The organism is Brevundimonas sp. 01N35, from assembly GCF_056399785.1.
This window is the reverse complement of record NZ_JBFTRZ010000004.1, coordinates 263390-289743: the sequence shown is the minus strand read 5'-3', so window position 1 is coordinate 289743 and position 26354 is coordinate 263390. Positions and strand designations below refer to the sequence as shown.

Below are 26354 nucleotides of genomic sequence, written 5' to 3'. Positions count from 1 at the left end.
GGACGTGTCTGGAAGCCCAGCCAAGGGTGCGTATGCGTCGATGCCGCCAAAATGATCGCACGAAGCCGTCAGGGTGCCGACGAGAGCGAGCAAGACATATGATCTTCTCATGGCTTGGACTCTATCAGTCAGACGGCAGCTTCCCACCCCTAGCTGACGTTTGCAGCGTCCGCTTTCTGGCGTGGAAGCCGATGTCCGCTTTCAGCGTCGAAGCCGAGGCCCGCACCCGACCCTCACGAGACGTTGGGCAGGCCCGCTTCGAGCAAGGTCGAACGGGTAAATTGCGCCGCTCCTAACTGGTCCTGACAGCCCCGCCTTCCCTTCCTGGCGAAACGGCGGTTAAGCTGCTCGTCACCAGGGGGAAGTTCTCATGTCACGTCGTCTCGCCGCGCGTCCTTTGCTCGCGCTCAGCCTTGTTCTGGCCGCCTCGGCCACGCCGGTTCTGGCGCGGCAGACGCCGCCGACGCAGGAGGCCGTGCTGGGTCATGCGCCGGGCACGCGCATCACCCGCGCCGCCGAGGTGCGCCGCTATTTCGAGGCCCTGCGCGCCTCGGCGCCGGACCGCATGGTCATCGGCGACTACGCCACGACCTGGGAAGGCCGCCCCCTATTCTGGGCCGCCGTCGGCTCGCCCGCCAACATCGCCCGGCTGGATGCGATCAAGGCCGCGACCCGGGCGCTCGGCGATCCGCGCCGCACCTCGCCGGACCAGGCCCGCGCCCTGATCGCCGACACCCCGGTCATCGTCTGGATGGCCTATTCGGTGCATGGCAACGAGATCAGTCCCGCCGACGCCGCCATGGCCGCCGCGCGCCGCCTGATGGACGCCTCCGACGCCGAGGCGCAGGGCTGGATGCAGAACGCCGTGGTCGTCTTCGTCCCGACCCAGAACCCCGACGGACGCGAGCGCTTCATCAACGGCTTCGAGGCGGGCCTCGGCCTTCAGCCCAACCCCGACCCCCTGTCGGCCGAACGCTCCGAGCCCTGGCCGTCGGGCCGCTATAACCACAACCTGTTCGACCTGAACCGCGACTGGTTCATCCAGTCCCAGCCGGAAACCCAGGGCCACGCCGCCCTGATCCGCGACTGGCGCCCCCAGGTGGTGGTCGATTCCCACGAGATGGGCACGGACTCGAGCTTCTTCTTCCCGCCCGAGGCCCAGCCGCTGAACCCGTGGATCTATCCGCCGATCCTCGACGCCCGCGAACGTTTTGGCCGCAACAACGGGGCGCGCTTCGACCAGGCCGGGCTGGACTATTTCACGCGCGAGACCTTCGACGCCTTCTACCCCGGCTACGGCGACGGCTGGCCGGCCTACTTCGGCGCCGTCTCCATGACCTATGAGCAGGGCTCCGCGCGCGGCCTGATGGCGCGCCGCCGCACGGGCGAGGTCATCACCTACGCCGACACGGTCAAGGGCCACCTGACCGCCACCCTGTCGACCATCGAGACCGCCGCCCGCGACCGCGAGCGGCTGCTGAGCGACTTCTACGCCTTCCACCGCGACGGGATCGCGGGCGGACGCGGCGCCTATGTCATTTCCCGCTCCGGCGCCGCCGACCCGGCCGCCGCCGACAAGCTGGCGGGGCTGCTGGTCCGCTCAGGGCTAGAAGTCGGTCGCGCGACGGCGTCCTTCTCCGCCTGCGGTCAGAATTATCGCGCCGGCGACTATGTGGTGAACCTGTCCCAGCCCCAGCGCCGCATGGCCGAGACCCTGCTGGCCAGGGACGTGCCGCTGGACCCGAAATTCCTGGCCGAACAGGAGGCCCGCCGCGCGCGCGGCCTGGGCGACGAGATCTACGATCTGACCGGCTGGTCCATGCCGCTGCTGTTCAACGTCCCGACCCAGAAGTGCGCCGGCGCGCCCTCGGTCCAGACCACGGCGGTCGGCCCCGAACTGATCCGCCCGGTCGCGGTGGCCGGGGCGGAGGCGACCTATGGCTATGCGATCAATCCGGGCACTGCGGGGATGCGCTTCCTGACCGCCGCCCTGAAAGAGAAGCTGCCGGTCCGCTCGATCGAGAAGCCCTTCACCCTGGACGGCAAACCCTATGCGGGCGGCGCCTTCATCGTGCCGCGCGCCGGCTCGCCCGCCGATCTGGACGAGCGCGTGCACCGCATCGCCGCCGCCAGCGGGGCCGAGGTCACAGCCCTGGCCACCTCCTGGGTTTCCAGCGGTCCCAACGTCGGCTCGGACGAGGCGACCCTCATCAAGGCCCCGCGCGTGGCCATGGCCTGGGACGACCCGACCGACGCCGAGTCCGCCGGGTCGATCCGGCATATTCTCGAGCGCGAATACGGCTGGCCGGTCACGGCGGTGCGCACCCGTCGCCTGTCGGGCGCCGACCTCAGCCGCTATCAAGTGCTGATCCTGCCCTCGGGCGGAAACTACGAGAAGATCCTGGGCGAGGACGGCGTCGCCAATCTGCGCGCCTGGGTCCGGAACGGCGGCGTCCTGATCGGCGTCGGCTCGGCCACCCGTCTGCTGACGGATCCCGACGCCAAGCTGTTGGACAGCCGCCGCGAGACGGCCGTCGACCCCGACGGCGACAAGAAGGCCGAGGGCTCCGGCGCCACCGTCGCCGGAACCGAAATCCCCTCGGACGCCGACTATCTGGATCGCACCGGCCACCACGGCGGCTCGCCCGATTCCGTGGCCGGGGTTCTGGCCCACGCCGTCGTGGATCAGGAGCACTGGCTGGGCGCCGGCGTCGCGCACGAGCTCAGCGTCATGGTGCGCGGCTCGGACATCTACACGCCCCTGACCCGCGACCAGGGCACCAACGTCGTGCGCCTGGCCGGGCCCGACAGCGTCCTCGCCTCGGGTCAGCTCTGGGCCGAGAACCGTCGCCAGCTGGCCTACAAGCCCGTCGCCATGGCCTCCGAACTCGGCCGCGGCCAGGTCGTCGCCTTCACCCAGGACGTCACCATGCGCGCCTTCCTCGAAGGCCTGAAGCCGCTCTTCCTCAACGCCGTCTTCCGCGGCCCCGCCCACGCCTCGGGCGGCAACGGCGAGGACCGGTGACACTCCGCTCCCCTGGCGGGAGCGCGCGCCCAAGCAACCGAAGGCGGCAGCGTGAAAGACCCTTCTCCCCTGGCGGGAGCGCGCGCTCAAGCAGCCGAAGGCGTTAGCGTGAGCGGAGCGAGGTCGGATGAGGGGTTGCACGACGCTCAACTGGCCGACGTCATCCGGCGTGGCCAAACCCCTCATCCGGCCCCTCAAGGGGAGAAGCGAAGTTTACGCCCCCTCCCCCGCCAACCACGGCGTCACCAGCTCGACCAACCGCTTCGTCGGCCGCCTCGGACGCCCGTCCAGATGGATGCAGACCGCCGTCACATCGGCCCGGCACAGCACCTCGCCGGCGCGCTCGACCGTCTGGCGGATCATCAGGCGCGGGCCCTTGATGGCCTCATAGCGGGTCCGCACCACCAGCGCGTCGTCGATCCGCGCCGGCTTGGCGTATTTGATGTTCATCTCGGCCACGACAAAGGCCAGCGGCTCGTCCTGCTCCAGCAGTTCGACGTGTCCGACGCCCGCCAGCCGCAGGAAATCCGACCGCCCGCGCTCGAAATAGCGGACATAGTTGGCGTGATAGACCAGACCGGTGAAGTCCGTGTCCTCGTAATAGACTCGCACCGGCAGCAGGTGATCCTGCCCGTCGAAGCGGCCGGCGGTGGGAAGGTCGGTCATCGGTCAGCCCTGAACGGAATTCGCTGCTGAGGCCTTAGCCGTCGGTCGAGGCGGATTGAAGCCGGGACAGAACTGGGCCTTCATTTCCGCGAACTCGGCCCCCAGGGGATCGTCGCCCATCAGGATGCGATTGGGCCGCGAAACAAAGGCGACCGCCCGCCGCTCGCCTGCGAACCCGGCGTAACCGCAGACGGCGCGGCGCTTGCCGTTCTCCAGATACCGCACCTCGGCGCCCGGCCCCATCTGGGCCTTGACCTGCATCAGCGCCCGCTCGGCCGGCGTCGCCTGCTTCGGCCCGAACCGCGCGCCCTGGCTCAGGGCGAAGACGCTGATCCCGGCCGGCAGCAGCACCGCCGCGCCAAGCAGGATGATCGCCCGGTCCGTCCTGATCCCGCCTCGCGCCATCGCCCGTCTCCCTTCGCCATGGAGCATGGCCGGGTTTGGAGGAGGGGTGAAGCCCTTTGGCGAATCGCTTGCGCTTCCCTTCTCCCCTTGCGGGAGAAGGTGGCAGCCCTCGGGCTTGTCCCGGGGGATGACGGATGAGGGGTGCGAGGAGATTCCTACACCGCCTCACGTCTGAACGCCCCGCCGACACCCCTCATCCGGCCCTGACGGGCCACCTTCTCCCTCAAGGGGAGAAGGAAGAAGGGCTACTTCCCGAACAGATCCGCCGGCGGCGCGACCGGCGCCCTCGGCGCCTCCAGCCCCAGATGCTCATAGGCGCGCGCACAGGCCATGCGTCCGCGCGGCGTGCGCTGGATGAAGCCCTGCTGCAGCAGATAGGGCTCGATCACGTCCTCGACCGCGTCGCGCGCCTCGGCGATGGCCGCCGCCAGCGTATCCATGCCCACCGGCCCGCCGCCGTAGTTCTCGATCAGGGCCTTGAGGAAGCGCCGGTCCAGGCTGTCCAGCCCGGCCTCGTCGACCTCCAGACGGGCCAAGGCCCGCGCCGCCGCCAGACGGTCGATGGTCGCCGCCCCTTCCGCGTCGGCGAAGTCGCGCACCCGGCGCAACAGACGCCCGGCGATGCGCGGCGTGCCGCGCGCCCGACGCGCGATCTCCATCGCCCCGTCGTCGCTGATCGCCACGCCCATCTTGCGCGCCGCGCCGCGGATCACCGCCGTCAGTTCCTCGGGCGAATAGAACTCCAGCCGCAGCGGAATGCCGAACCGGTCGCGCAGCGGCGTCGCCAGCAGCCCGGCCCGCGTCGTCGCCCCGACCAGGGTGAAGGGCGCCAGGTCGATGCGCACGCTACGCGCCGACGGCCCCTCGCCGATGATCAGGTCCAGCACATGATCCTCCATCGCCGGATAGAGGATCTCCTCCACCAGCGGGGACATGCGGTGAATCTCGTCGATGAACAGGACGTCGCGCGGTTCCAGATTGGTCAGGATCGCCGCCAGATCGCCCGCCTTGGCCAGGATCGGCCCCGACGTGGCCCGAAAGCCCACGCCCAGTTCGCGCGCCACGATCTGCGCCAGCGTCGTCTTGCCCAGCCCCGGAGGCCCGAACAGCAGGACGTGGTCCAGCGCCTCGGACCGGCCGCGCGCCGCGTCGATAAAGACCTTCAGATTGCCCTTGGCCTGCTGCTGACCGACGAATTCGTTCAGCGTCTGCGGCCGCAGAGCGCGGTCATGCTGCTCGCCGGGCGCGGCGTCGCCGGAGATCACCCGTTCCATGCGGCCTCCATCGCCCTGCTCCCCTTGCGGGAGAAGGTGGCCGAGCGGAGCGAGGTCGGATGAGGGGTTTCGCGACCTCCAATCCGTCCTGGCTGTCTTCGGCTCTGGCGCAACCCCTCATCCGTCAGGCTTCGCCTGCCACCTTCTCCCGCAAGGGGAGAAGGATCAACGCTCGCCCCCCTCACCGCCCCAGCTCCTGCAGGCCCGCGCGGATCACCGCCGGCAGCTCCGCCTCGTCTCCCAGCCGGATCAGCGCCTGATCCACCGCCCGGCGCGCGTTGATCTCGGCGATGCCCAGCCCCAGCAGGGCGGCGACCGCCTCGCCCGTCACGCTCGGCGGCGGCGGGGCGGCGACGGCGTGGACGCCCGGCGCGTTCGGAGCGAAATGCCCGTCGCCCAGGGCCTTGCCCTTCAGTTCGGTGACGATGCGCAGGGCCAGCTTCGGTCCCACGCCGTTGGCCCGGCCGACCGCCGCCCTGTCCTCGCGCGCCACGGCGCCGGCCAGTTCGCCCGGCGGCAGCACGTCCAGCACGCTCAGCGCCGCCTTCGGCCCCACGCCCTGAATGGCCAGCAGCACGGTGAAGGCCCGCCGCTCGTCGCGCGTCAGGAAGCCATAGAGACGCGGCCCCGCGTCCTCGCTCCACTGGCTATGGATATAGAGGGTCGTCTCGTCGCCCGGCGCCGGCAGACGCCCCAGCGTCCGCGCCCCGCAGACGGCGACATAGCCCACCCCGCCGCAGTCGATCAGGCATTCCGCCTCCCCGACCTCGGCCAGAACCCCGCGCAACCGCCCGATCATGCCGCGCCCCTCAAACTCGCGCCCAGACTCAGACTCCGCCGATGGTGCGCATGGGTGATCGCCACCGCCAGCGCATCCGCCGCGTCGGCCTTCACATCCCCCGCCGCGGGCAGCAGCCGCTTGATCATGAAGGCCACCTGGCTCTTGTCCGCCTGTCCGGCCCCGACCACGGCCTTCTTGACCAGGCTGGGGGCGTATTCCGCCACGCTCAGGCCCGCCCGCGCCGGGGCCAGCATGACCGCCGCCCGCGCATGACCCAGCTTCAGCGTCGAGGCCCCGTTCATGTTGACGAAGACCTCCTCGATCGCCGCCTCGTCGCAGCTGTAGGCGGCGCAGACCTCGCCCACCTGCTCCAGCAGATGCAGCAGCCGTTCAGGAAAGGGCGCCTTCTCGGGCGGGGCCACCACCCCGTGCGCGATCCAGCGCAGGCGGCTGCCCTCGCTTTCGATCACGCCCCAGCCGGTGCGGCGCAAACCGGGGTCCAGCCCCAGGATTCGAGTCGATACGTTCGTCATTCGTTCTAGTCATGCCCCAAACGAGGTTGACGAACAATGACCGGCCTCGATCTTCGCCCTCTCCTCCCCACGCGTGGGGAGGAGAAACTCAATCGTCCCTGGGCATGACCGAGAACCCCGCCAGCCCGGTCTGCTGACCCAGCCGCGTCGACAGGCCGGCGACGTTCAGCGGCATCGGCCCGCGCGCCTTGATATGGTGTTCGTGGAACAGGCCGTCGTGGCTGACCACGTGGCCGATGCGCACGGCTCTCAGCCCGCTGTCGTCCAGCAGGGCGCGCAGGGTCGGCTCGCCCGGAACCGCCTCCCGCATCCAGCGCAGGGTCACGTCCATCACCCCGACGTGCGGCAGGCGGGCGTCGAGGAATCTCAGGATGGCCAGCACCAGCAGGGTCGCGCCCCCGGCGATCAGCCCCAGGTCCCACATGCCCACGCCGAACATCACCCCGACCGCCGAGGTGGTCCACAGCGACGCCGCCGTGGTCAGGCCGTGCACCGAAAAGCCTTCGCGGAAGATGACCCCGGCGCACAGGAAGCCGATGCCGGTCAGGATACCGTGCGCCATCCGCGTCGGGTCGATCACCAGCCTCTGATCCGGCAGGAGGGCGAAACCCCAGGACGACTGGTGCATGGCCGCCAGCATCAGCACGCACGAGGTCATGCAGACCAGGATATGAGTGCGGAACCCGGCCGGATGCCCGTGATAGGTCCGCTCGATCCCGATCAGACCGCCCGCCGTCATGGCCGCCGCCACCGGCGCGATCAGCCCCCAATCCATCACCATATCCGTCCCTCGAACTGCACAGGACCGGCCACCGTGAACCGCGCCGTCGCCCCCGGCAAGACCGCCGCCTTCGCGCTCAATCCAAATGATAGCGGGTGGTGAACTCGATCGCGCTCTGCCTCGGCGCCCCGTCGACGGTTCGAGGCCGAACCCGCGCCCGTTCCGCCGCCTTGACCGTCTCACGCCCGAAGCCGACGCCTCGAGGCCGCTCCTCCTTGACCTTGCAGTCGAAAACGGAGCCATCCTCGCCCGTCCGACACCGGACCCTGGTCACCCCTTCCATCTTGCCCAACAGCATCGCCATATTGGGGTAGACAGGCTGCGGCTGGATCTCCCATTCGGGATTGACGATCACCACGGGCCGATCTCCCGATCCCCCAGGCTTCGTCTCGCCCATGACTTCGCCTTCTCCGTCCGACGGCGGCGCCTGACGCACCTGCAACAGACCCTCGGGCGTCGAGACCTCGGGCGCAGCGGGCGCCAGAACCTCCCACTCGACCTGCGCGCCCTCCAGCGCCCAAGCGACGCCCCAGGCCGCAGCCGCCATCACGACCACACATCCGATCCAAACCGCAGGCTCGACCCACCTCTGCCCTTGCGGGCCGCCCGCCATGTCCGGCTGGTCTTCTTCCGTCGTCATGCCGCCCCCTTTGAGGCGCGCAACCTAGCGCCGCGTCCGTCCCACACAAGCCGGCCCCTGCCGATGGTCCGGCTCCGCTTGCTGCTTCAAGCGTCGAGGCGCATCCTCCGCCGATCTGCGATACTCGAAAGGAAGCCGCCATGCGCGTCGCCCTCTTTGTCGCCTCCCTCGCCGGCCTAGGCCTTGGCCTCTCCGCCGCCGTGACGACGCCCGCCGCCGCCTTCCAGGAGGAGACGCGAGAGCAGTTCATGGAGCGCTGCAGCATGGCCCTGGCCGAAACCGTCGGCATGGAGAGCTATGCCGAGGGCGCCTGCGCCGAGAAATGGGCGACCGTCAATCGCGCCAATCCGATGGTCGACGCGATCCTGTCGGTCTTCGTCGCCGGAACCCCGTCCTCGCTCGACCCGGCCGACGTGCAGCGGCGGGCGTCGATCGTCCGCTGGACTTCGCCGTCAGAGGGTCAGTTGTCGGGCCTCGATGTCGAGGTCACGCGCACGCCGACGACGCGGATCATCTTCAACTGGTCGGCGACGGGGGAGCCCGGGCCCTATGATCCGGTCGAGGCGCTGCGGGTGCGCCGCGCCCGTGTCGATCCCATCGGCTGCTACGCGCCGGGCGACGGCGAATCGAACAGCGTCTGGCGCGTGGAAGCGCCCGGCCATGTCCCCTTCGCCCTCAGCATCTATCGCCGCGAGGCGCCCACGGCCTCGGCCATGTCCACCCTCGTCGTGAGCGCCGATGCCGAGCGCAACATCCCGACGCTCGGCGACCTCAGAGCCGCCGAGCCGGGTCAGGACTGGATGGAGACCTGCCCCGTCTAGGGATCAGCCCGCGTACTTGGCCGCGTCCTCGTCCGAGATGTCTTCGTTGGAATAGACCGACGACACGTCGTCTTCCGCGTCCAGGGCGTCCAGCAGCTTGAACAGGGTGCCGACGGCCTCGCCGGTGACCGGCACTTCCGACTGCGGTTTCCAGACGATGGCGGTCGACTTGGGGTCGCCCAGCACCTTGGACATGGCCTCGGCCACCTCGTTCAGGTCCTCGAAGGCGGTCCAGATGGTGTGGCCCGGCGCATCCTCATAGATGTCCGGCTTGACCAGGTCGCTCTCGACGTCCTGGGCGCCGGCCTCGATGGCGGCTTCCATGACCTCGTCTTCGCTGCCGGCCTCGGCCTTGTAGATGATCTGGCCGACCTTATCCCACATGAAGGCGACCGAGTTCATCTCGCTCAGCGCCCCGCCGTTCTTCTTGAACGCGGCGCCGATGTTGGAGGCCGCGCGGTTGCGGTTGTCGGTCAGGGCCTCGACGATGATGCCCACGCCGCCGGGGCCCCGGCCCTCGTAGCGGACCTCTTCCATCGTATCGACGTCGCCGCCGGCGGCCTTGTTGATGGCGCGCTGGATGACGTCCTTGGGCAGGCTTTCCGCCTTGGCGTTGTTGACCGCCAGACGCAGACGCGGGTTCAGCGCCGGATCGGGCATTCCGCCCTTGGCCGCCACGGTGATGTCGCGCGACAGCTTGGAGAACAGCTTTGAGCGCTGGGCGTCGGCGCGGCCCTTGCGGTGCATGATGTTCTTGAATTTCGAGTGGCCGGCCATGAATCTCGCTGCCCGATTTCTGAAACGTGAGGCGAGGCCTTTACTGGATGTGCGATCCTCTGTCACGACTGGGAACCGCCCGACTGCGCCGGGGATTTAGCGCAGGCCTGTAATTAGGAGACGCCGATGGCCGCCGACGACACCTATCTGGACGACGCCTATGACGAAGGCCTCGACCACGCCCATGCCGGCGAGATCGTGGAATGGTACGCCAAGCGCCCGGTCACCGTGTCCACCGCTGCCGCCACCGGCTCCCTCGTCGCCGCCTTCGCCCTGGGCGCCCTGACCGCCGTCGGAACCCTGCTCCTGCTGCGCCAGTACGACGAGCGCTGAACACGCCCCCTCTCCCTCCCCTTCATGGGGAGGGTGGTCGCGCAGCGACCGGGTGGGGAGGGCGAGGCGATACGGAGCGCGGCGGCTGATTGGTCTTCCGTCCCCTCAAACGGACGGACAGTGGGCGATGTTCTAGGCCCGCATATCCGCCAGGGATCGCCCTGGGCGAGCACCGAAGCGGTTTGCTTCTGCGTCGCCGGGCCAGATGCCGATCACCAACGCAACCGCGATCGACAGCAGCCCCAGGGCCATAGTCGACTGCGCCTCGGAAATCGGCAGAACGTCTCCCAGCAACCCGCGAGCGAACCCGACCCCGAACGGAATCAGCGCCCACCACGCCGTCCGTCCGAAGTCATGCAATCGCCGCCCGGCGACCAGCAGCCACAAGGGCAGCGTCACGAAGCCCGCATAAACTGAAAGCAGCGGCGCTGTTGCGACAAATAGGGCGACGATCCCCCCGATCAGCAGCCAGTAAAGACGCCGGTTCGTCCGTCCCTTGAAAACCTGAAGAACCCGATTTGGCCTAGCAACTTCAGTCATTGAGCAACCCCTCGACCTCATCGCGCGTCCCCAGCGACGGCTGCGCGCCCGGCCGCGTGGCGGCCAGCGCCCCCGCCGCACAGGCGAAGTGCAGCGCCGCATCCGGCGTCATCCCGTCCAGCAGCGCCACGACAATGGCGCCGACAAAGGCGTCGCCCGCCCCCGTCGCGTCAATGGCGTGCACGCGCGGCGGCACGGCCCAGGCCATCTCCACCCCGCGCTGATACATGGCGGCGCCGCGCGCCCCCTTGGTCACCACCACCCGACCGCCGCCCGCGTGCAGGGCGTCGCCGTAGAAGGCGGCCTCGGTCTCGTTGACCACGATCAGATCGGCCCGCCGCAGCAGGGCCTCCGACACCGGAGCGGCGGGCGCCAGGTTGACGCAGACGAAGTCCGTCGCCCGCCCCACCGCCGCCTCGACCGTCTCGATCGGCAGTTCCAGCTGGGCGATCAACGGGGTCTCGATGCGCGCCGGCAGCTGTTCCGGCGTCACCGCGTGATTGGCCCCGGCGGCGACCACGATCTGGTTCTCGCCCGAGGGATCGACAGCGATCAGGGCCACCCCCGTCGGCGCATCCATATCCGTCTCGACGCCGGACAGATCGACGCCATCGGCGCGCAGCAGGGCGGTGGCCGCCCCCGCCATCTCGTCCTCGCCCACGCGACCGATGAGACTGACCTCGGCGCCCAGCCGCCGCGCGGCCAGGGCCTGATTGGCGCCCTTGCCGCCCGGATGGCGGGCCAGGGTCGCCCCCGTCACCGTCTCGCCCGGCGCCGGCAGGCTGGGGGCCGAGGCGACGATGTCCAGATTGATCGACCCGACGACGGTGATCCTCATTGACCCGCTCCCAGTCTCTCGGTGATCAGGGCGAAGACCCCGTCCGCATCCGCCTTCGTCGCCCAGAAATGATGCGCCGCCGCCGCCTCGACGCGGAACTCCACCGCCGTATGCCCGCGCGTCAACTCGCTCTCCGTCTCCACCTCGATCCGGCAGGGCGCCAGCGCGAACAGCTCCGGCTTCAGCAGCCAGGCCACGGTGCAGGGGTCGTGCAGCGGCCCGGCGTCCCAGCCGACGATCTCGCGCTCGGTCCGCTGCGAGAAGCGCAGCATCCCCGCCGCCGTCCGCGCCGAGGCCGTGTCCACCGCCTCGATGGCCGCGATCCGCGCCTCGGTCGCCCGCACCTGATGCGTGACGTCCAGCCCCATGACGATCATCCGGCACCCCGAGGCGAAGACCTCGGCCGCCGCATCCGGGTCGGCCCAGATGTTGAACTCGGCGCTGGCGGTGATGTTGCCGCCCTCGCTGCGCGCGCCGCCCATGACGACGACCTGCCCCAGACGCGCCGCCAGCCTCGGCTCGGCCCGCATGGCCAGCGCCAGATTGGTCATCGGCCCCATGACGGCCAGGGCCACGGACCCGGCGGGCCGTTCCATCACCAGCCGCACGATGGCCTCGGCGGATGTCCCCTCGCCGGCCGGCGCCTCCGGCTCGAACGGCGTCAGATCGCCCAGCCCCTCGACCCCGTGGAACTCCCCGGCCCCCGCCGGCTCGCGCCGCAAAGGCCGCTCGGCCCCGACAAAGACCGGCACCTCCTCGCGCCCGGCGATCTGGCGCAGGATGCGGGCGTTGCGCGCGGTCTTCTCGGCGCTGACGTTGCCCCCGACCGTGGTCACGGCCAGCAGGTCGAACGCGGGAGAGGCGAAGGCGGTCAGCAACCCCGTGGCGTCATCCACGCCGGGGTCGCAATCGATGATGAGAGACTGTTTCACCCAGCCGGTGTGCCGCGTGACGGCGCGCGAGGCAACCGCCGCGCCCCTATCCTTCTCCCCTTGCGGGAGAAGGTGGCTGGCGAAGCCAGACGGATGAGGGGTCGCACCGCCCTCAACTTCACAGCCCGTCACCCGTCGCAAAACCCCTCATCCGGCCCTACCGGGCCACCTTCTCCCGCAAGGGGAGAAGGGCAAATTACAGACACGCCTCGACGCACACCCTCGCCAGCACCTCGGCCGAGTCCGTCAGCGGCACCGCCACATCCGTCGCATCCAGCAACAGCGGCACCTCGGTGCAGCCGCCGATGACGCCCTCGGCCCCCGCCGCGACCAGGGCCCCCGCCAGGTCGCGCATTGCCGCGCGCTGCTTCGGCCCGACGTCGCCCGCCTTGACCGCGAACACCACCGTCATGAAGCGGGCGCGGGCAGCCTCCGACAGCCGCACCATCTCCACGCCCTCGGCCGCCAGGGCCTCGGCATAAAGCGCCTCGCCCCCCGGCGTCGCCAGCACCCCGATGCGGGTCGCGCCAGCACCCTTCGCCGCCTTGGCCGTCTCCACCACCATGTCGATGAACGGCAGACCCGCCGCCCGGATCGCCTCGGCATGGGCGTGGGCAGTGTTGCACGGCATGGCCAGGACCTCGGCCCCCGCCGCCTTCAGCCGCACGGCCATCTCGCCCAGGGTCCGACCCGCCGCCTCGGGTTGGCTATGCCGGTTCGGCACCTGCGGATTGATGTCGGCGAGGACGCGGATGTGGTCCTCGTCCCCCTTGGCCGGGGTCAGGGCCTGCACCCGCGCCAGAAAGCCCAGCGTCGCCGCCGGCCCCATGCCCCCCAGAACGCCCAGAATCTTGCTCATCTCAACCTTCAGCGCCGACCGACCGTAAGCGTGGATTCACTCCGGCTCTCGCCGCCTTCTTCGAAGCTTCCTCCGCTCACAGCCAGAGATTTTTTCAGCCCGGCTAGAGCCCGCCCCACGCCAAGCTTCACATTGACGCGCTTCGCCTTGCATGGGAGTCGTCGCCGCATCCACGGGAGGGGCAGAAGATGAAGCGATATATCGGAGTGGTGTGCGGAGCCTTGCTCTCGGCCGCGGCGACGACGGCGGCGGCGCAAAGCGCCGACCTGTCGATCACCAAGACCGACGGCCAGACGACGGCGACGGCGGGCTCGAATGTCGCCTATACGATCACCGCCTCCAACGCGGGGCCGGACATGGCGGCGAGCGCCATGGTTACCGACATCCTTCCCGGCTGGCTGACGTTTGTTTCGTTGGCCGCACCTGGCGGATGGACCTGCACGACGCCCCCGGTCGGCGTGGGCGGGGCGGTCACTTGCTCGACGGCAGGGTTCGCGAGCGGCGCCTCGGCCACATTCTCGCTGACGACGCAGTTGTCCCCGGCAGCGGTCGGCGCTTTCTCGAACACCGCCACCATCACCTCTGCGACCACTGACCCGACCCCTGGCAACAACAGCGCGGCGGACGTTGACACCGCGGTGGCCGCCCCGCCCGCCCAGGTGCCGACGCTTACGGAATGGGCGATGATCCTGTTCGGCGCCCTGCTGGCCGGCGGCGCGGCCCTGCATCTTCAGCGCCGACGCGCCGCCGCCTGATTGATCGAAGGGACGGCGGTTCAGGGCTCGCTTGCGCGCCGTCCCGGCCCCGCCGCCTCGTTACCCGATCATCGGCTCCAGCTCGCCCTGATAACCGAACAGCCCCTGCGCCCCGCCGGTGTGCAGGAAGACCACCGTCTCGTCCTTGAAGCGCCCGGCCTTGGCCAGGGCGATCAGCCCCTTCATCGCCTTGCCGGTATAGACCGGGTCCAGCAGCAGGCCGTCGGTCCGCGCCGCCAGCTTCAGCGCCTCGATCACCGCCTGATCGATCAGGCCGTATCCGGCCCCGACATAGTCGCAGTCGGCCACCACCATCTCGTCCTTGACCCGGTCGGGGTGGCCCAGCAGCGACGCCGTCTCCCGCGCCAGCTTCAGCACATTGGCTTCCTGCTTGTCCTTGGGCGCCCGCACCCCGATGCCCAGCACCGGAATGTCCGCCCCCATCACCGCCAGACCGGCCACCAGACCCGCGTGCGTCCCGGCGCTGCCGGTCGCCGTGACGATGCGGCTGACCGCCAGATCCAGCTCGTCCGCCTGCACCACGATCTCGCGGGCGCAGTCGACATAGCCCAGGGCCCCGACCGCGTTCGAGCCGCCGCCCGGAATGACATAGGGCTTGCCGCCCTTCGCCCGCACCGCCTCCGCCGTCTTCTCCAGCTCGGCCGCCATGTCGGCCCCGCCCGGCACGCGCCGGACTGCCGCCCCGTACAGCCGGTCCAGCAGGACGTTGCCGTTCTCGACATAGTCCGTCGCCGTAGAACCCGTCCGCTCCTCCAGGATGATCTCGCACTTCAGGCCGTGCGCCGCCGCCGCCGCCGCCGTCTGGCGCACGTGGTTCGACTGCACCGCCCCTTGCGTCACCAGGGTGTCGGCGCCGACCTCAAGTGCGTCCCCCAGCAGGAACTCCAGCTTGCGGGTCTTGTTGCCGCCGCCGGCCAGGCCGGTGCAGTCGTCGCGCTTGATCCAGAGGTCGATCCCCAGCGCCTCCGACAGCCGCGGCGCGGGCTCCAGCGGGGTCGGCAGATGGGCCAGGCGGACGCGGGGAAAGCGGGCGAGATGCATGGTCGGGGGCTCCGGTTCAATAATCATGGCTAACACGCAAATTCTTGCGGAACCAAGTTTGGGGTCCGTGGTTATGTGATCGGACCCGTCGGACGCCCCCCAACCCCGACGACGTCTGTGGCGGCCCGGCCTTAACGCCCCCCCGACTGAGAAGCCGGGCCGCCCCCCTCCCCTCTTGCGCCATCGGCTTGACCCCAACGCGGAACCGGCTAGGTTCGCGCCGTTCTCCGGGGGGTCGCAATTGAGCGGCTGAGATTGAGGTTTTTCCTCTGACCCGTCGAACCTGATCCGGGTCATGCCGGCGAAGGGATGGGAAACGCTTTGGTCGCTGGCGGCTTTACGCCATGGGACCGCCTCGCCCGACGTCGGCGGACCTCTTGAAGCACAGAGGCCGCCATGAACATCGCCGTCACCCCGACTCCGACCACGCCCGCAGAACCCAATATCGAACTGCCCCTCGCCGAAGCCCGCAAGGCCGTCGAGGCCGAGACCGGCCGCATCCCCACCGGCCCGCGCGCCGGGGGCGTCAAGGTCTATGTGGCGGGCGAGCTCTACCCCGACATCCGCGTCCCCTTCCGCGAGGTCGCCGTCCACCCCTCGGCCAACGAGCCGCCGGTGACGATGTACGACAGCTCCGGCCCCTACACCGACCCGACCGCGACCATCGACATCAAGCGCGGCCTGCCCCGCGTCAAATCCAGCTGGCAGCTGGACCGCGGCGACATCGCCCCCGTGGCCAATCCGCGCGAGGTCAAACCCGAGGACAACGGCCACGCCAGCGGCAAGAACCTGGCCCCCCGCTTCGACACCTCGCACCACCACGTCTTCAAGGGCGTCGAGGGCCGCCCCGTCACGCAATACGAGTACGCCAAAGCCGGGATCATCACCCCCGAAATGGAATACGTCGCCATCCGCGAGAACCTGCGCCGCGAGCAGAACGCCCCCTGCATCCGCGACGGCGAAGACTTCGGCGCCAGCATCCCGGACTTCGTGACGCCCGAGTTCGTGCGTCAGGAAATCGCCCGCGGCCGCGCCATCATCCCGCACAACATCAACCACCCCGAAGTCGAGCCGATGATCATCGGCCGCAACTTCCTGGTGAAGATCAACGCCAACATCGGCAACTCGGCCGTTCTCTCCAGCGTCGACGACGAGGTGGACAAGCTGGTCTGGGCCACCCGCTGGGGCGCCGACAACGTCATGGATCTGTCGACGGGCCGCAACATCCACAACATCCGCGACTGGATCATCCGCAACTCGTCCGTCCCCATCGGCACCGTGCCCATCTATCAGGCGCTGGAGAAGGTGAACGGCGTCGCCGAGGACCTGACCTGGGAGGTGTTCCGCGACACCCTGATCGAACAGGCGGAACAGGGTGTGGACTACTTCACCATCCACGCGGGCGTGCGCCTGCCCTTCGTGCCGATGACGGCCAAGCGCGTGACGGGCATCGTCTCGCGCGGCGGCTCCATCATGGCCAAGTGGTGCCTGGCCCACCACAAGGAGAGCTTCCTCTACGAGCACTTCGAGGACATCTGCGACATCATGCGCGCCTATGATGTCAGCTTCTCGCTGGGCGACGGCCTGCGCCCCGGCTCCATCGCCGACGCCAATGACGAGGCCCAGTTCGCCGAACTGCGCACCCTCGGCGAACTGACCAAGATCGCCTGGGCCAAGGGCTGTCAGGTCATGATCGAAGGCCCCGGCCACGTGCCGATGCACAAGATCAAGGCCAACATGGATGAGCAGCTCAAGCACTGCCACGAGGCGCCCTTCTATACCTTGGGCCCGCTGACCACCGACATCGCCCCCGGCTACGACCACATCACCAGCGCCATCGGCGCGGCCATGATCGGCTGGTTCGGCACGGCCATGCTCTGCTACGTCACGCCGAAAGAGCACCTGGGCCTGCCCGACCGTCAGGACGTCAAGGACGGCGTCATCACCTACAAGATCGCCGCCCACGCCGCCGACCTGGCCAAGGGCCACCCCGCCGCCCGCATGCACGACGACGCGCTTTCACGCGCCCGCTTCGAGTTCCGCTGGGAGGACCAGTTCAACCTCGGCCTCGACCCCGAAACCGCCCGCAAATACCACGACGCCACCCTGCCCAAGGAAGCGCACAAGACCGCCCACTTCTGCTCCATGTGCGGCCCCAAGTTCTGCAGCATGAAGATCAGCCAGGACATCCGCCGCGACGCCCTGGCGCAAAATGACGCCGGCGCCAGCCTCGCCGCTCAGGAAGCCGAAGCCGGCATGGCCGAAATGAGCGCCAAGTTCCGGGCGGGCGGCGCGGCGATTGAGGTGAAGGTCTAACCGGCGCGGCCCACGCCGGGATCAGGACTATGGACGCGAGGCGGCTTCGATTAGCCTCGCGTCCTACCCCTGCGCGGAGCGCTAACCATGAAGTCCCGCATCGACCCCGATACCATCGCCAAGACCGGCACGCGCGAGGAACGGTCGGGGAAGTTCATCGCGCCAAAGATAAAGGAGTGCCTTCGCTCAGAAACGCAATGATTTGATCATTAGACTTGCTTCGCGCAGAATTTTGCGTCATTTTCCCGCTTGGCGCAAACAGGCAGGCGGCTAATGGGCTTTTTCTCGCGAGTAATCCGATCCGACATTCCGGGCGCGTTCTTCTCGCAGGTGCCTGAACGTATCGATGGTGCGTTCGCATCATCGCATCGACGCGCGACGATGGATGGGCGAGTGCTCCCCGAGCAAATGGCTTATGCCCGCGGCACGGATCGTCACTACGCCGTCCAACGCGGAGTGGTTGATGCAGCCGTGTCTCTCGGTGCAGAGCAAATGACCGCTCGCATCGGCACTTCCCGATATCCCATGTCGCTGGTTCGGATGGGGGGTACCATCATTGCGACCTCCATCACCGACTCCCTGGACAATCTTCGCCGATCCCAAGCACGGCTGGAGTTGGCAAAGCTCAATGCGGCACTTGATCCTGTTCAATTAAGCCTTCTGGAAACCGAGGAGGACGAGCCTCCGCTGGATGGCTATCGCTTCGCGATGATCCTTGTGGCGAAGCCTCATCGAGACGCCGACCAGAGTCTGCCCGGGGGCATCTTCTTTGGCGTACCGACGGTGTCGCTCAGGTCGTGGCACTTCTATCAGTCCATGGATTCGGTGCGGGGGCTTTACGAAGAAGCCGACTGGGCCGAAACACCTGTCGCTGATCGACGGATCCCGCGTTTGCGCGCTATCCGCCGCTCAACGGGATCAGACGAAGATACGGGTACCGAGGGTTAATCCCCGGTACCAATTTGTAACTGCTAGGTATTTTATGGCGCGAGGCGCACTCACCTTTAACGGGGAACGACTGGAGGAGGCGCGGCTCGCCCGTGGCCTTACGCAGACCTCGCTTGCCCAGATTGTCGGGCGAGATTCATCTACCGTTTCCGCTTGGGAGACTGGCAGACAGAACCCTGATTGGGATGCCATTTCTCGTCTGTCGGTCGCGCTGGGCGTAAGGGCAACGCTGTTTGAGCAGTCAGGCACTGCTTGCACTGATCATTTTTTCCGCTCGAATGCGAGCATCACGGTTGGGCTTCAAAAGAAGTCCAAATCCCGCCTGCGCTGGGCCGAACTCCTAGAACAGTACCTAGCTGAATGGGTTGACTTCGCTGAGGTAGATTTTCCCCATCTGAACCTCGGCACACTCGGCCAGATTGACGACGCGGCGATTGAAGATGCGGCCGCTGAGTGCCGGTTGCACTGGCAGTTGGGCCAAGGCCCCATCGCTGATGTTGTCGCAGTACTAGAAAATGCTGGAGCCTTAGTAGTTCGCGAGGAACTCGGGGGCGTCAAAATGGACGGCGTATCGGCTTGGTCCCTTGATTGCCACAGACCAGTTGTTCTGCTCTCCGCTGATAAGGCGTCGGCAGTAAGGTCACGTTTTGATGCCGCGCATGAGTTGGGGCATCTCGTTATGCATCGCGGCGTTAAACCGGCCCTTTTGAACAAGGCCGAGTACGCGGAGATGGAGCGGCAAGCTCACAAATTCGCCAGCGCGTTTTTGCTTCCAGCAGAAACGTTCGCCCGCGACATCTCCAGGCTTGAATTGGAACATTTCGTTTCTTTGAAGCGGAAATGGCGTGTCTCCATCGCTGGGATGATCATGCGAGCGTCATCGTTGGGCGCATTCGGTGAGGAGTATAAAGAACGGCTCTTCAAATACCTGAGCGCAAGAGGCTGGAGAAAAGCCGAGCCGCTTGATGATGAAATCCCGTTCGAAATCCCTGTTGCCCTCGCAGAGGCTGTGAAACTGGGGATCGAAAGCAAGGCGTTCACTCGACAGGAAATTTTGGACGGAACAGGCCTTGAAGCGGCTGATCTCGAATCGTTGGCAGCATTACCACGCGGCTACTTGAGGCAAGAAGCCGCGCCCGTCGTTCGCCTGCGCGTAGTTTGATCTACATCGGGCGGGGCTGACGAATGACGTTCACCGGCTCCGCCGAGCAGCCCCCGTCCGATCCTGACGCACCCGTCCGCCAACCTCCTTCCCGCAGGCAGGAGGAGGCGAGATGGACGACGCGCGGGAGGCATACTGGCACGAGGGCGAGCCCCGGATCATCGCCTCGGGGCGGTGGGAGCAGGATGAGCTCGGCGACGTCACCTACATCCCGGACCATGTCCGGCCCTCGACGGCCCCCGACCCGACGGCGCCCGCCGGGGCGGACGGCCCGCCTCTCGGCGGCGGCGCCGCACCCGAGGCCCCCGATGGCGTCATGGGCGACCTCATGGGCGACCCCACCGGCGACCCCACTGGCGACACTGGCTATCGCGTCCGCTCGGAGCGGACCTGGGCGGCGGCGCGGCGCGACTATCTGGCCGGAGACCCGGCCGAGGCCGTCTGCGCCCGCTATGACCTGAAGCTGGGAACCCTGCGGTCCCGCGCCGCGCGCGAGGGCTGGCGCCGCAGCGACATGGAGGACGTCTGGCCCGATCCGCAGGACGAAGACCCCGAAGCCCCCGCCCCCGACCTGGCCCAGATGGCGGCCCAGGCCCTGATGCGGCTGAACCGCGCCCTGCAGCGCGGCCGCGCCGTCGAGGCCGCCTCCTGGCTGCGCACCTGGCGCGCCCTGACCGACCCCGCCCTGCTGGCCGCCCTCACGCCAGAACCCGCCCCCGATCCCGCCGCCACGCTGGACGCCGACCTGAAAGCCGTCGCCGAGGTCGCCCGCGACGCCGCCCTCCTGTCCCCCGACGACCACGCCGGCCGCCGCGCCATCGAAGCCCGCATGGCCGCCCTCAAGGCCCGCCTCGATCCCGAGGGGCGGATTTCAGACGATTCAGACGAATTGGACTCTGTTTTTCTGGAAGCGAAGCCGCCGCTGCCTGATCCTTCTCCCCTTGCGGGTGGAGGAAGCTCGCACCGCGAGCTGACGACGGGTGGCCCGTAAGGGCCGGATGAGGGGTCTCGCCGCCCTCAAAAACAGCAAAAGGCCGGACGGGGGCGCAACCCCTCATCCGACCTCGCTTCGCTCGCCCACCTTCTCAGAAGGAGTCTTAGTGCGCTAACGCCCTTCGGGCTGCTTGAGCGCGGCCCCTAAACCTCCGCCGCGATCTTCCTCAGCGCCTCTTCAAAGGCCGCCGGCGGCTGGCCGCCGCTGATCAGGTATTTCCCCTCGACCACCACGGCGGGGACCGAGGTGATGCCCCGCGCCCGCCACAGGTCCTCGGCGGCGCGCACCTCCGGCGCATAGCGGCCCGAGGCCAGCACCTCGGCCGCCTCGGCCCGGCCCAGCCCCGCCGCCTCGGCCGCCTGGGTCAGCACCCCGGCGTCGGTCAAGTTGCGGCCCTCGGTGAAGTGGGCGGTGAACAGGGCGCGCTTCAGCGCCGCCTGCTGGTCGGGCGCCGCCTCGCCCGCCCAGTGCAGCAGGCGGTGGGCGTCAAAGGTGTTCCAGATGCGGCTGTCGTCGCCCATCCGCATGTCAAAGCCGACCTCGGCGGCGCGCTCGCGGATCATGACGCGGTTGGCCGCCGACTGCTCGGGGGTGGAGCCGTATTTGCGGCCGATGTGCTCGACGATGTTCTCGCCCTCGGGCGCCATCTGCGGGTTCAGCTCGAACGGCTGGAATCTCACATCCGCCGTGACGCCCTCGCCCTTCAGCGTCTCCAGCGCGGTCGTCAGCCCGCCCAGCCCCACCACGCACCAGGGGCAGACCACGTCCGAAACGAAGTCGATCTTCAGGGTCTTCAGAGCGGGGGCGGCGTCGGTCATGGGAGCGGTTCCTCGGGCAGGGTTATTCCGCACCATATGGTGTTGCTGATCGCCGCCGCTACCCCTCCGGGCGCCCTAAGCCCCCTTCCGCCCCATCAGGGGCGACAGGGTCTGGTTGACCTCGTCCATGACCGAACCCTTGCCCGCCGCGACGCGGGCCTCCAGCTCGTCGGCGCGGGCCTGAAGGCGGCGGATCTCCTCGACGCGGGGATCGCTCTCCGGCACGGCGACCAGGGCCGCCCGGCGGGCCTCGATCTCGGCCAGCAGGGCGTCGAAGCGCATGTGATCCAGCCCCTCGCCCTGTTCGAACAGGGCGATCGCCTCTTCCAGGGCGGCCTCGAAGGCGTTGCGGTCGTCGGGCATGGGGGCTCCTCAACACTGACGCTTTGTGGAATGAGCGGAGCGGGCGCCGGGTTCCGTCTCGACCGTCGCCGACTTAACGGTTAGGCGTCGGAAACCGTCCTGTCCGACCCGGAGCCTGCGCCATGCGGCCGACCTTGCTGCCCTCGCCCGCCGTCTGGGGCGCCGTTCTGAGCGCCGCCGCGCTGCTGGCCGGCTGCGAGGCCCGCCTGTCGCCGCCGGTCATGACGGCCTCGCCCGCGGTCGCGACCTGCGCCGTTCCCGCCGACCTGAGCCCCGCCCGCCCCTATACGCCCCCCGCGGACGAGGTCGCCGCCGACGTGCCGGTCGCCTTCAACATGCTGGCCGTCAGTTGGTCGCCCCAGGCCTGCCGCTCGGGCAAGGACTATCCCGACGAACGCCATCAGTGCGCCCAGAACCGCTTCGGCCTGACCCTGCACGGCCTGTGGCCCAACGGCGACGGCGACAGGCACCCGCGCTACTGCAAGCCGGTTTCCGGCATACCGCTGGAAACCGTGCGCAAGACCTTCTGCATGACCCCGTCTCCCAGCCTTCAGCAGCACGAATGGGCCGCCCACGGCGCCTGCGGCTGGGACAGCCCCGAGGCCTATTTCGAACAGGCGGCGCAGCTGTGGAACAGGCTGAACAAGCCCGATCTGGAGGCCATCCCCGAGGCGCGCCTGACCGCCGGCGCCATCCGCGACGCCTTCGTCGCCGCCAACCCGGGCCTGCCGCGCGACGGCGTCTTCATCGCCACGACCGACGGCTGGTTCCGCGAGGCGCGGCTCTGCTACTCCAAGACCTATCGCCCCATGGCCTGCCCGCGCGGCCAGGGCGCGCCCGATCACGAGCCGCTGAAACTCGCGCCCACGGGCATCTCGGCGGCGGCGCAAACGACCCGTTAACCGAAGCGGCGCAGCCTCGGCTCCGCAGTCCTAGTGGAGCGCCGCCGATGTCGACCGTGCTGACCCAGAGCTACCGCCGCCCGCGCGACCATTTCGAGCCGCAGGATCTCGACCCGCAGGAGCAGCGCCGCCTGCGCGGCCTGCTGGAGCAGATCGACTACACCGCCTTCATCTCGAACCGCGAAGTCATCGGTCAGACCCTGTCGCGGGTCGATGTGGCCACGTTTCAGAAACTGGCCGTCCTGACCGCCAGCGCCCGGGCCCGCTGGGCCGCCGAGGCCCTGCGCCTGTTGGAATCCGGCTCGGCCGTCACCCCGGACCAGACCGCCCGCCTGACCGCCGCCCGCACCGCCTATGAGGAGTTGGCCGAGGTCTATGAGGCCCTGCGCCGCATGATCGAACGCGGATACCTGACCTTGCGCTAAGCGCTGCCGTTCCCCTTATCCAGGAGCATGAAACTCGTAGCCACACTCCTGGCGACGGCGCTGCTTCTCGCCGCCTGCCGCCCTTCGGACCGTCCTGACCAGGCGCCCCCGCCCGTGGCCGACAATCGGGCGCTCGCCGCCCTGTTCAACGCCGACCAGGCGGCGCGCAAGGACGGCGTGATCGATCTGATGGAGGTCATGGCCGACGCCGAGCGTCTGGTCGAGGTCCGTGCGATGCTCAAGCGCGGCGAGGTCAGGTCCGGCGCGGACTACTTGCGGGCAGGCCTCATCTTCCAGCACAGCCTGGAGCCGGACGACTATCTGCTGGCCCACGCGCTGGCGACCGCCGCCCTGAGCCAGGGCGAAAAGCGCGGCGCCAGGCTGGCCGCCGCCAGTCTGGATCGCTACCTGCTGGCGACCGGCCGACCGCAGATCTACGGCACCCAGTTCGTCCAGAGTGGGGACCAGCCCATCAGACAGAGCGCGCTCGACCGCGACCTCCTCACGGACGCCGTTCGCCAGGCGGCCGGCGTGCCGCCCCTGGCCGAGCAGACGCCCCCGCCCAAGCCCTAATCCAGCGGCTGAGGCTTGGTGACCACCGGGGCGTTGGGATCGGTCTGAGGCGGACGCGCAGCAGTGGGCGCCGGGCCGGCGGGCTGAGCCGGTTCGGGCGCCGGGGCGACCAGCACGACAGGCGCAGACACGACAGACGCAGCCATAACGGACGCCGGCACAACGGGCGCAAGGCCGGCCGGCGGCGTCGCGGCGGACGACGGGGCCGTGTTCGCGGCCAGGGTTTCCGGCGATGCGGCGGCAGCCCGGCGCGGCGGTCGGGCTGCCGAACGCGCGGCGGACGCGGGCGTCGGAGCCGTCGCCAGAGGCGCAGCGACAGGCGCGGCGACCAGGCCGGAAGCGGCCTGGACCGCCGGAGCGGCGGGGGTCTCGGCCTCCAGCCCGGGCGAGGCGATCCGGGCCGACGACGGCGCGGCGGGCGTCGGTTGGCTGTTCGAACGGGTGATCAGCCAGGTCGCTAGCGGAGCCCCGATCACCACCACGGCGGCGGCGGTGATGTAGAGGGGCGCGCGGCTGACAGCGCTGCGGGCGGGTCGTCGCGCCGCCAAGGGCGTTGCGAAACTGGACGGCTCCACCTTGGGCGCAGCCACGGCAACTGCGGGCGTCGGCGCGGCTTGAGGCGCGCGAGCGACGGCCGGGGCGAGCGGCGCCGCAACCGGCGACAAGGGCCTGGGCGTCGTATCGACGGGCGCCGCCGGGGCGGCGGGGGCGGCGGCGCGCAGCGGCTGCCGCTGCGGAGCCTCGGACAGCGTCGGGATCGGGGCGGTGATCAGGCTGGGGGCAGCGGCCGGTTGCGGTGCGCGGCGTTGCGGCACCAGCGAACCGGCAAAGACCCCGCTCGAGGCCGGGCGCGGCGCAGCAGGACGGGGCGTCGGCGCCGCGGCCTGAGGCGGCAGGGCGCCCCCGCGCGGCAGCGGCCCGACGCGGAACACGGTCTGGGGCGGCCGGCCCCACTGAACGGGGCGGCGGGCGAAGGGAACGGGCTTGTCGTCGGCGTCGGACATTCGGGCTCCGGCGCCGGGCGGGGCGCATCACGAAAGGGTCGGCGGAGCCTCAACCTGCTAAGGGAGTTCGGCGGTTTCGTGACGCGCGGAATGCGGCCTCAGTTCTTCAGCCGGTACCCCGTCTTGAAAATCCAGCCCACCACCGCCAGGCACAGGAAGAAGAAACCCAGCGTCGCGCTCAGACTGATCCCGACGCTGACGTCGCCTATGCCGTAGAAGGCCCAGCGGAAGCCCGAGATCAGATAGACCACCGGGTTGAACAAGGTCACCGTGCGCCAGCCGTCGGGCAGCATGTCGATCGAATAAAAGGCCCCGCCGAGGAAGGTCAGGGGCGTCACGATCAGCATGGGGATCATCTGCAGCTGTTCGAAATTCTGCGCCCAGACGCCGATGATGAAGCCGAACAGGCTGAAGGTGGTGGCGATCAGGACCAGGAAGGCCAACATCCAGAAGGGATGCAGGATCTGCAACGGCACGAACAACGATGCCGTCGCCAGAATGATCAGCCCCAGCAGCGCCGACTTGGTCGCGGCCGCCCCGACATAGGCGATGACGATCTCCAGCGGGCTGACGGGCGCCGACAGGATCTCGTAGATAGTGCCGGTGAATTTGGGGAAGTAGATGCCGAAACTGGCGTTGAAGATCGACTGGGTGAACAGGCTCAGCATGATCAGACCGGGCACGATGAAGGCGCCGTAGGGCACGCCGCCGATCTCGGTCATGCGGCTGCCGATGGCCCCGCCGAAGACGACGAAATACAGGGCCGTGGTGATGACCGGGGTGACGATGGACTGCCACAGGGTGCGCAGCGCCCGCGCCATCTCGAAGCGATAGATGGCCCAGACGCCCCGTGGATTGGCGCCGTGTCCGTTGAACGTCATCACACATCCTCCCGATCGCGGTGGACCAGGCTGACGAAGATGTCTTCCAGCGAGCTCTGGCGGGTGTTCAAATCCTTGAAGGCGACGCCGAGCCCCTCCAGCTTGCGCAACAGGGTCGGCACGCCTGTGTCCTCGGCCTGGGCGTCAAAGGCGTATTCCAGTTCGCCGCCCTCGTTCCTCAGGCTCAGGTCCCATTCAGCCAGTTCCGGCGGGATCGCCGCCATCGGCGTCTGCAGATTCAGGGTTAGGGTCTTCTTGCCCAGCTTCGTCATCAGGACGGCCTTGTCCTCGACCAGGATCAGTTCGCCCTTCAGGATGACCCCCACCCGATCGGCCATCTCCTCGGCCTCCTCGATATAGTGGGTGGTCAGGATGATGGTGACGCCCCGATCACGCAGTTGACGCACCAGGGCCCACATGTCGCGGCGCAGTTCCACGTCCACGCCCGCCGTCGGTTCGTCCAGGAACAGGATATCAGGCTCGTGGCTCAGGGCCTTGGCGATCATGACCCGGCGCTTCATCCCGCCGGACAGGGTCATGATCTTGGCGTCCTTCTTGTCCCACAGGGACAGTTCACGCAGCACCTTTTCGATATGGGCCGGGTTCGACGCCTTGCCGAACAGGCCGCGACTGAAGGTGACGGTGGCCAGGACGGTCTCGAAGGCGTCGGTCGTCAGTTCCTGCGGCACCAGGCCGATGCGCGTGCGCGCGGCGCGGTAGTCCTTGAGGATGTCGAAGCCCTCGGCCGTCACCGTCCCGCTCGACGGCGTGACGATGCCGCAGACGATGGAGATCAGGGTGGTCTTGCCCGCCCCGTTCGGCCCCAGCAGGGCGAAGATCTCGCCCTTGCGGATATTCAGATCGACGTGCTTCAGCGCCTGAAGCCCGGACTTATAGGTCTTGGTCAGACCCTCGATGGCGATCACGGACGTCATGAGCCCTCCCG

29 protein-coding genes and 1 riboswitch are annotated in these 26354 nt (G+C 68.8%); of the genes, 11 read left to right on the top strand and 18 right to left on the bottom strand.

Annotation, left to right across the window (positions count from 1 at the left end):
- The first annotated feature begins 370 nt into the window (after nucleotides 1-370).
- Entirely contained in the window at nucleotides 371-3025 is a 2655-nt protein-coding gene (locus AC1DJ5_RS06295) for a M14 family zinc carboxypeptidase (protein WP_477020030.1), read from the top strand.
- Nucleotides 3026-3238: 213 nt separating this feature from the next.
- Here AC1DJ5_RS06295 and ybgC read toward each other — a convergent pair whose 3' ends face one another.
- The 7 genes from ybgC to AC1DJ5_RS06260 all read right to left on the bottom strand — a co-directional run bounded on the left by ybgC (nucleotide 3239) and on the right by AC1DJ5_RS06260 (nucleotide 8105).
- On the bottom strand, nucleotides 3239-3691 hold the full coding sequence (ybgC, locus tag AC1DJ5_RS06290; protein WP_441454132.1) for a tol-pal system-associated acyl-CoA thioesterase: 453 nt from the start codon (nucleotides 3689-3691) through the stop codon (nucleotides 3239-3241).
- 3 nt (nucleotides 3692-3694) lie between these two features.
- Nucleotides 3695-4096, bottom strand: a complete 402-nt coding sequence (locus AC1DJ5_RS06285) for a hypothetical protein (RefSeq protein ID WP_477020029.1) — start codon at nucleotides 4094-4096, stop codon at nucleotides 3695-3697.
- A 245-nt stretch (nucleotides 4097-4341) separates the two neighbouring features.
- A complete protein-coding gene (gene ruvB, locus AC1DJ5_RS06280; RefSeq protein ID WP_477020028.1) occupies nucleotides 4342-5370 on the bottom strand; it encodes a Holliday junction branch migration DNA helicase RuvB in 1029 nt (342 codons plus the stop codon).
- A 181-nt stretch (nucleotides 5371-5551) separates the two neighbouring features.
- Nucleotides 5552-6169, bottom strand: a complete 618-nt coding sequence (ruvA, locus tag AC1DJ5_RS06275; RefSeq protein WP_477020027.1) for a Holliday junction branch migration protein RuvA — start codon at nucleotides 6167-6169, stop codon at nucleotides 5552-5554.
- Nucleotides 6166-6684, bottom strand: coding sequence for a crossover junction endodeoxyribonuclease RuvC (ruvC, locus tag AC1DJ5_RS06270; RefSeq protein ID WP_477020026.1), 519 nt, complete (start codon nucleotides 6682-6684; stop codon nucleotides 6166-6168). The genes ruvA and ruvC overlap by 4 nt, the downstream gene beginning before the upstream one ends.
- A gap of 88 nt (nucleotides 6685-6772) precedes the next feature.
- Nucleotides 6773-7459, bottom strand: coding sequence for an MgtC/SapB family protein (locus AC1DJ5_RS06265; RefSeq protein WP_441454137.1), 687 nt, complete (start codon nucleotides 7457-7459; stop codon nucleotides 6773-6775).
- An 82-nt stretch (nucleotides 7460-7541) separates the two neighbouring features.
- Nucleotides 7542-8105: an energy transducer TonB gene (locus tag AC1DJ5_RS06260; protein ID WP_477020025.1), complete on the bottom strand. Its 564-nt coding sequence runs from the start codon at nucleotides 8103-8105 to the stop codon at nucleotides 7542-7544.
- A 140-nt stretch (nucleotides 8106-8245) separates the two neighbouring features.
- Between AC1DJ5_RS06260 and AC1DJ5_RS06255 the strand changes: the two genes are divergently transcribed.
- A complete protein-coding gene (locus tag AC1DJ5_RS06255; RefSeq protein WP_477020024.1) occupies nucleotides 8246-8926 on the top strand; it encodes a hypothetical protein in 681 nt (226 codons plus the stop codon).
- 3 nt (nucleotides 8927-8929) lie between these two features.
- On the opposite strand, the gene AC1DJ5_RS06250 is transcribed toward AC1DJ5_RS06255, so the two are convergent.
- Nucleotides 8930-9703 (bottom strand): YebC/PmpR family DNA-binding transcriptional regulator, encoded by a 774-nt coding sequence (locus AC1DJ5_RS06250; protein WP_477020023.1) that lies wholly within the window; start codon nucleotides 9701-9703, stop codon nucleotides 8930-8932.
- 126 nt (nucleotides 9704-9829) lie between these two features.
- Here AC1DJ5_RS06250 and AC1DJ5_RS06245 point away from each other — a divergent pair, with 126 nt between their 5' ends.
- Nucleotides 9830-10036 (top strand): hypothetical protein, encoded by a 207-nt coding sequence (locus AC1DJ5_RS06245; RefSeq protein WP_441454141.1) that lies wholly within the window; start codon nucleotides 9830-9832, stop codon nucleotides 10034-10036.
- Between the two features lie 132 nt (nucleotides 10037-10168).
- Here AC1DJ5_RS06245 and AC1DJ5_RS06240 read toward each other — a convergent pair whose 3' ends face one another.
- The 4 genes from AC1DJ5_RS06240 to cuyB all read right to left on the bottom strand — a co-directional run bounded on the left by AC1DJ5_RS06240 (nucleotide 10169) and on the right by cuyB (nucleotide 13205).
- Entirely contained in the window at nucleotides 10169-10576 is a 408-nt protein-coding gene (locus tag AC1DJ5_RS06240) for a DUF805 domain-containing protein (RefSeq protein WP_441454142.1), read from the bottom strand.
- Entirely contained in the window at nucleotides 10569-11414 is an 846-nt protein-coding gene (locus tag AC1DJ5_RS06235; RefSeq protein WP_477020022.1) for a ribokinase, read from the bottom strand. Before AC1DJ5_RS06235 ends, AC1DJ5_RS06240 begins: the two co-directional genes overlap by 8 nt.
- On the bottom strand, nucleotides 11411-12346 hold the full coding sequence (locus AC1DJ5_RS06230) for a nucleoside hydrolase (protein ID WP_477020021.1): 936 nt from the start codon (nucleotides 12344-12346) through the stop codon (nucleotides 11411-11413). Before AC1DJ5_RS06230 ends, AC1DJ5_RS06235 begins: the two co-directional genes overlap by 4 nt.
- 196 nt (nucleotides 12347-12542) lie before the next feature.
- Nucleotides 12543-13205: a cysteate racemase gene (gene cuyB, locus AC1DJ5_RS06225; RefSeq protein WP_477020020.1), complete on the bottom strand. Its 663-nt coding sequence runs from the start codon at nucleotides 13203-13205 to the stop codon at nucleotides 12543-12545.
- A gap of 188 nt (nucleotides 13206-13393) precedes the next feature.
- On the opposite strand from cuyB, the gene AC1DJ5_RS06220 reads away from it, so the two are divergent.
- The gene (locus AC1DJ5_RS06220; RefSeq protein ID WP_477020019.1) at nucleotides 13394-13960 is read left to right on the top strand and encodes a DUF11 domain-containing protein; all 567 of its coding nucleotides are present in this window, start codon (nucleotides 13394-13396) and stop codon (nucleotides 13958-13960) included.
- A gap of 60 nt (nucleotides 13961-14020) precedes the next feature.
- Here AC1DJ5_RS06220 and cuyA read toward each other — a convergent pair whose 3' ends face one another.
- The gene (gene cuyA / locus AC1DJ5_RS06215; RefSeq protein WP_477020018.1) at nucleotides 14021-15022 is read right to left on the bottom strand and encodes a D-cysteate sulfo-lyase; all 1002 of its coding nucleotides are present in this window, start codon (nucleotides 15020-15022) and stop codon (nucleotides 14021-14023) included.
- A gap of 218 nt (nucleotides 15023-15240) precedes the next feature.
- Nucleotides 15241-15350, top strand: a riboswitch (TPP riboswitch).
- 68 nt (nucleotides 15351-15418) lie between these two features.
- Here cuyA and thiC point away from each other — a divergent pair.
- From thiC to AC1DJ5_RS06195, 4 genes are all read left to right on the top strand, one after another.
- Entirely contained in the window at nucleotides 15419-17338 is a 1920-nt protein-coding gene (gene thiC, locus AC1DJ5_RS06210; protein WP_477020017.1) for a phosphomethylpyrimidine synthase ThiC, read from the top strand.
- 273 nt (nucleotides 17339-17611) lie between these two features.
- Nucleotides 17612-18286 (top strand): hypothetical protein, encoded by a 675-nt coding sequence (locus AC1DJ5_RS06205; protein ID WP_477020016.1) that lies wholly within the window; start codon nucleotides 17612-17614, stop codon nucleotides 18284-18286.
- A 34-nt stretch (nucleotides 18287-18320) separates the two neighbouring features.
- Nucleotides 18321-19448 carry a helix-turn-helix domain-containing protein gene (locus AC1DJ5_RS06200; protein ID WP_477020015.1) on the top strand — a complete coding sequence of 376 codons (1128 nt, stop codon included), beginning with the start codon at nucleotides 18321-18323 and terminating at the stop codon, nucleotides 19446-19448.
- A gap of 112 nt (nucleotides 19449-19560) precedes the next feature.
- Entirely contained in the window at nucleotides 19561-20439 is an 879-nt protein-coding gene (locus AC1DJ5_RS06195; protein ID WP_477020014.1) for a hypothetical protein, read from the top strand.
- Between the two features lie 146 nt (nucleotides 20440-20585).
- Here the strand turns inward: AC1DJ5_RS06195 and AC1DJ5_RS06190 are convergent, their stop codons facing one another.
- Nucleotides 20586-21260 carry a DsbA family oxidoreductase gene (locus AC1DJ5_RS06190; protein ID WP_477020013.1) on the bottom strand — a complete coding sequence of 225 codons (675 nt, stop codon included), beginning with the start codon at nucleotides 21258-21260 and terminating at the stop codon, nucleotides 20586-20588.
- 75 nt (nucleotides 21261-21335) lie between these two features.
- On the bottom strand, nucleotides 21336-21623 hold the full coding sequence (locus AC1DJ5_RS06185) for a hypothetical protein (RefSeq protein ID WP_441454153.1): 288 nt from the start codon (nucleotides 21621-21623) through the stop codon (nucleotides 21336-21338).
- Nucleotides 21624-21745: 122 nt separating this feature from the next.
- Here AC1DJ5_RS06185 and AC1DJ5_RS06180 point away from each other — a divergent pair, with 122 nt between their 5' ends.
- From AC1DJ5_RS06180 to AC1DJ5_RS06170, 3 genes are read left to right on the top strand one after another with little or no spacing between them, the layout of a single operon-like run.
- The gene (locus AC1DJ5_RS06180) at nucleotides 21746-22525 is read left to right on the top strand and encodes a ribonuclease T2 family protein (protein ID WP_477020012.1); all 780 of its coding nucleotides are present in this window, start codon (nucleotides 21746-21748) and stop codon (nucleotides 22523-22525) included.
- 47 nt (nucleotides 22526-22572) lie between these two features.
- On the top strand, nucleotides 22573-22950 hold the full coding sequence (locus AC1DJ5_RS06175; RefSeq protein ID WP_477020011.1) for a hypothetical protein: 378 nt from the start codon (nucleotides 22573-22575) through the stop codon (nucleotides 22948-22950).
- Between the two features lie 27 nt (nucleotides 22951-22977).
- A complete protein-coding gene (locus tag AC1DJ5_RS06170) occupies nucleotides 22978-23523 on the top strand; it encodes a hypothetical protein (RefSeq protein WP_477020010.1) in 546 nt (181 codons plus the stop codon).
- Here AC1DJ5_RS06170 and AC1DJ5_RS06165 read toward each other — a convergent pair.
- From AC1DJ5_RS06165 to AC1DJ5_RS06155, 3 genes are all read right to left on the bottom strand, one after another.
- Nucleotides 23520-24527: a hypothetical protein gene (locus AC1DJ5_RS06165; protein ID WP_477020009.1), complete on the bottom strand. Its 1008-nt coding sequence runs from the start codon at nucleotides 24525-24527 to the stop codon at nucleotides 23520-23522. The genes AC1DJ5_RS06170 and AC1DJ5_RS06165 overlap by 4 nt on opposite strands.
- 98 nt (nucleotides 24528-24625) lie before the next feature.
- Nucleotides 24626-25408: an ABC transporter permease gene (locus AC1DJ5_RS06160; RefSeq protein ID WP_477020008.1), complete on the bottom strand. Its 783-nt coding sequence runs from the start codon at nucleotides 25406-25408 to the stop codon at nucleotides 24626-24628.
- On the bottom strand, nucleotides 25408-26343 hold the full coding sequence (locus AC1DJ5_RS06155) for an ABC transporter ATP-binding protein (protein WP_477020007.1): 936 nt from the start codon (nucleotides 26341-26343) through the stop codon (nucleotides 25408-25410). The genes AC1DJ5_RS06160 and AC1DJ5_RS06155 overlap by 1 nt, the downstream gene beginning before the upstream one ends.
- Nucleotides 26344-26354 lie beyond the last annotated feature (11 nt).

Coding starts and splice junctions, on each gene's coding strand:
- AC1DJ5_RS06180 (WP_477020012.1), top strand. CDS start 21,746: ATGCGGCCGACCTTGCTGCCCTCGCCCGCCGTCTGGGGCGCCGTTCTG.
- AC1DJ5_RS06260 (WP_477020025.1), bottom strand. CDS start 8,105: ATGACGACGGAAGAAGACCAGCCGGACATGGCGGGCGGCCCGCAAGGG.
- AC1DJ5_RS06200 (WP_477020015.1), top strand. CDS start 18,321: ATGGCGCGAGGCGCACTCACCTTTAACGGGGAACGACTGGAGGAGGCG.
- AC1DJ5_RS06285 (WP_477020029.1), bottom strand. CDS start 4,096: ATGGCGCGAGGCGGGATCAGGACGGACCGGGCGATCATCCTGCTTGGC.
- AC1DJ5_RS06245 (WP_441454141.1), top strand. CDS start 9,830: ATGGCCGCCGACGACACCTATCTGGACGACGCCTATGACGAAGGCCTC.
- cuyA (WP_477020018.1), bottom strand. CDS start 15,022: ATGCATCTCGCCCGCTTTCCCCGCGTCCGCCTGGCCCATCTGCCGACC.
- ruvA (WP_477020027.1), bottom strand. CDS start 6,169: ATGATCGGGCGGTTGCGCGGGGTTCTGGCCGAGGTCGGGGAGGCGGAA.
- cuyB (WP_477020020.1), bottom strand. CDS start 13,205: ATGAGCAAGATTCTGGGCGTTCTGGGGGGCATGGGGCCGGCGGCGACG.
- ybgC (WP_441454132.1), bottom strand. CDS start 3,691: ATGACCGACCTTCCCACCGCCGGCCGCTTCGACGGGCAGGATCACCTG.
- AC1DJ5_RS06160 (WP_477020008.1), bottom strand. CDS start 25,408: ATGACGTTCAACGGACACGGCGCCAATCCACGGGGCGTCTGGGCCATC.
- AC1DJ5_RS06175 (WP_477020011.1), top strand. CDS start 22,573: ATGTCGACCGTGCTGACCCAGAGCTACCGCCGCCCGCGCGACCATTTC.
- ruvC (WP_477020026.1), bottom strand. CDS start 6,684: ATGACGAACGTATCGACTCGAATCCTGGGGCTGGACCCCGGTTTGCGC.
- AC1DJ5_RS06240 (WP_441454142.1), bottom strand. CDS start 10,576: ATGACTGAAGTTGCTAGGCCAAATCGGGTTCTTCAGGTTTTCAAGGGA.
- AC1DJ5_RS06250 (WP_477020023.1), bottom strand. CDS start 9,703: ATGGCCGGCCACTCGAAATTCAAGAACATCATGCACCGCAAGGGCCGC.
- AC1DJ5_RS06235 (WP_477020022.1), bottom strand. CDS start 11,414: ATGAGGATCACCGTCGTCGGGTCGATCAATCTGGACATCGTCGCCTCG.
- AC1DJ5_RS06255 (WP_477020024.1), top strand. CDS start 8,246: ATGCGCGTCGCCCTCTTTGTCGCCTCCCTCGCCGGCCTAGGCCTTGGC.
- AC1DJ5_RS06295 (WP_477020030.1), top strand. CDS start 371: ATGTCACGTCGTCTCGCCGCGCGTCCTTTGCTCGCGCTCAGCCTTGTT.
- AC1DJ5_RS06155 (WP_477020007.1), bottom strand. CDS start 26,343: ATGACGTCCGTGATCGCCATCGAGGGTCTGACCAAGACCTATAAGTCC.
- AC1DJ5_RS06205 (WP_477020016.1), top strand. CDS start 17,612: ATGGGCTTTTTCTCGCGAGTAATCCGATCCGACATTCCGGGCGCGTTC.
- thiC (WP_477020017.1), top strand. CDS start 15,419: ATGAACATCGCCGTCACCCCGACTCCGACCACGCCCGCAGAACCCAAT.
- AC1DJ5_RS06165 (WP_477020009.1), bottom strand. CDS start 24,527: ATGTCCGACGCCGACGACAAGCCCGTTCCCTTCGCCCGCCGCCCCGTT.
- AC1DJ5_RS06190 (WP_477020013.1), bottom strand. CDS start 21,260: ATGACCGACGCCGCCCCCGCTCTGAAGACCCTGAAGATCGACTTCGTT.
- ruvB (WP_477020028.1), bottom strand. CDS start 5,370: ATGGAACGGGTGATCTCCGGCGACGCCGCGCCCGGCGAGCAGCATGAC.
- AC1DJ5_RS06265 (WP_441454137.1), bottom strand. CDS start 7,459: ATGGATTGGGGGCTGATCGCGCCGGTGGCGGCGGCCATGACGGCGGGC.
- AC1DJ5_RS06220 (WP_477020019.1), top strand. CDS start 13,394: ATGAAGCGATATATCGGAGTGGTGTGCGGAGCCTTGCTCTCGGCCGCG.
- AC1DJ5_RS06195 (WP_477020014.1), top strand. CDS start 19,561: ATGGACGACGCGCGGGAGGCATACTGGCACGAGGGCGAGCCCCGGATC.
- AC1DJ5_RS06185 (WP_441454153.1), bottom strand. CDS start 21,623: ATGCCCGACGACCGCAACGCCTTCGAGGCCGCCCTGGAAGAGGCGATC.
- AC1DJ5_RS06170 (WP_477020010.1), top strand. CDS start 22,978: ATGAAACTCGTAGCCACACTCCTGGCGACGGCGCTGCTTCTCGCCGCC.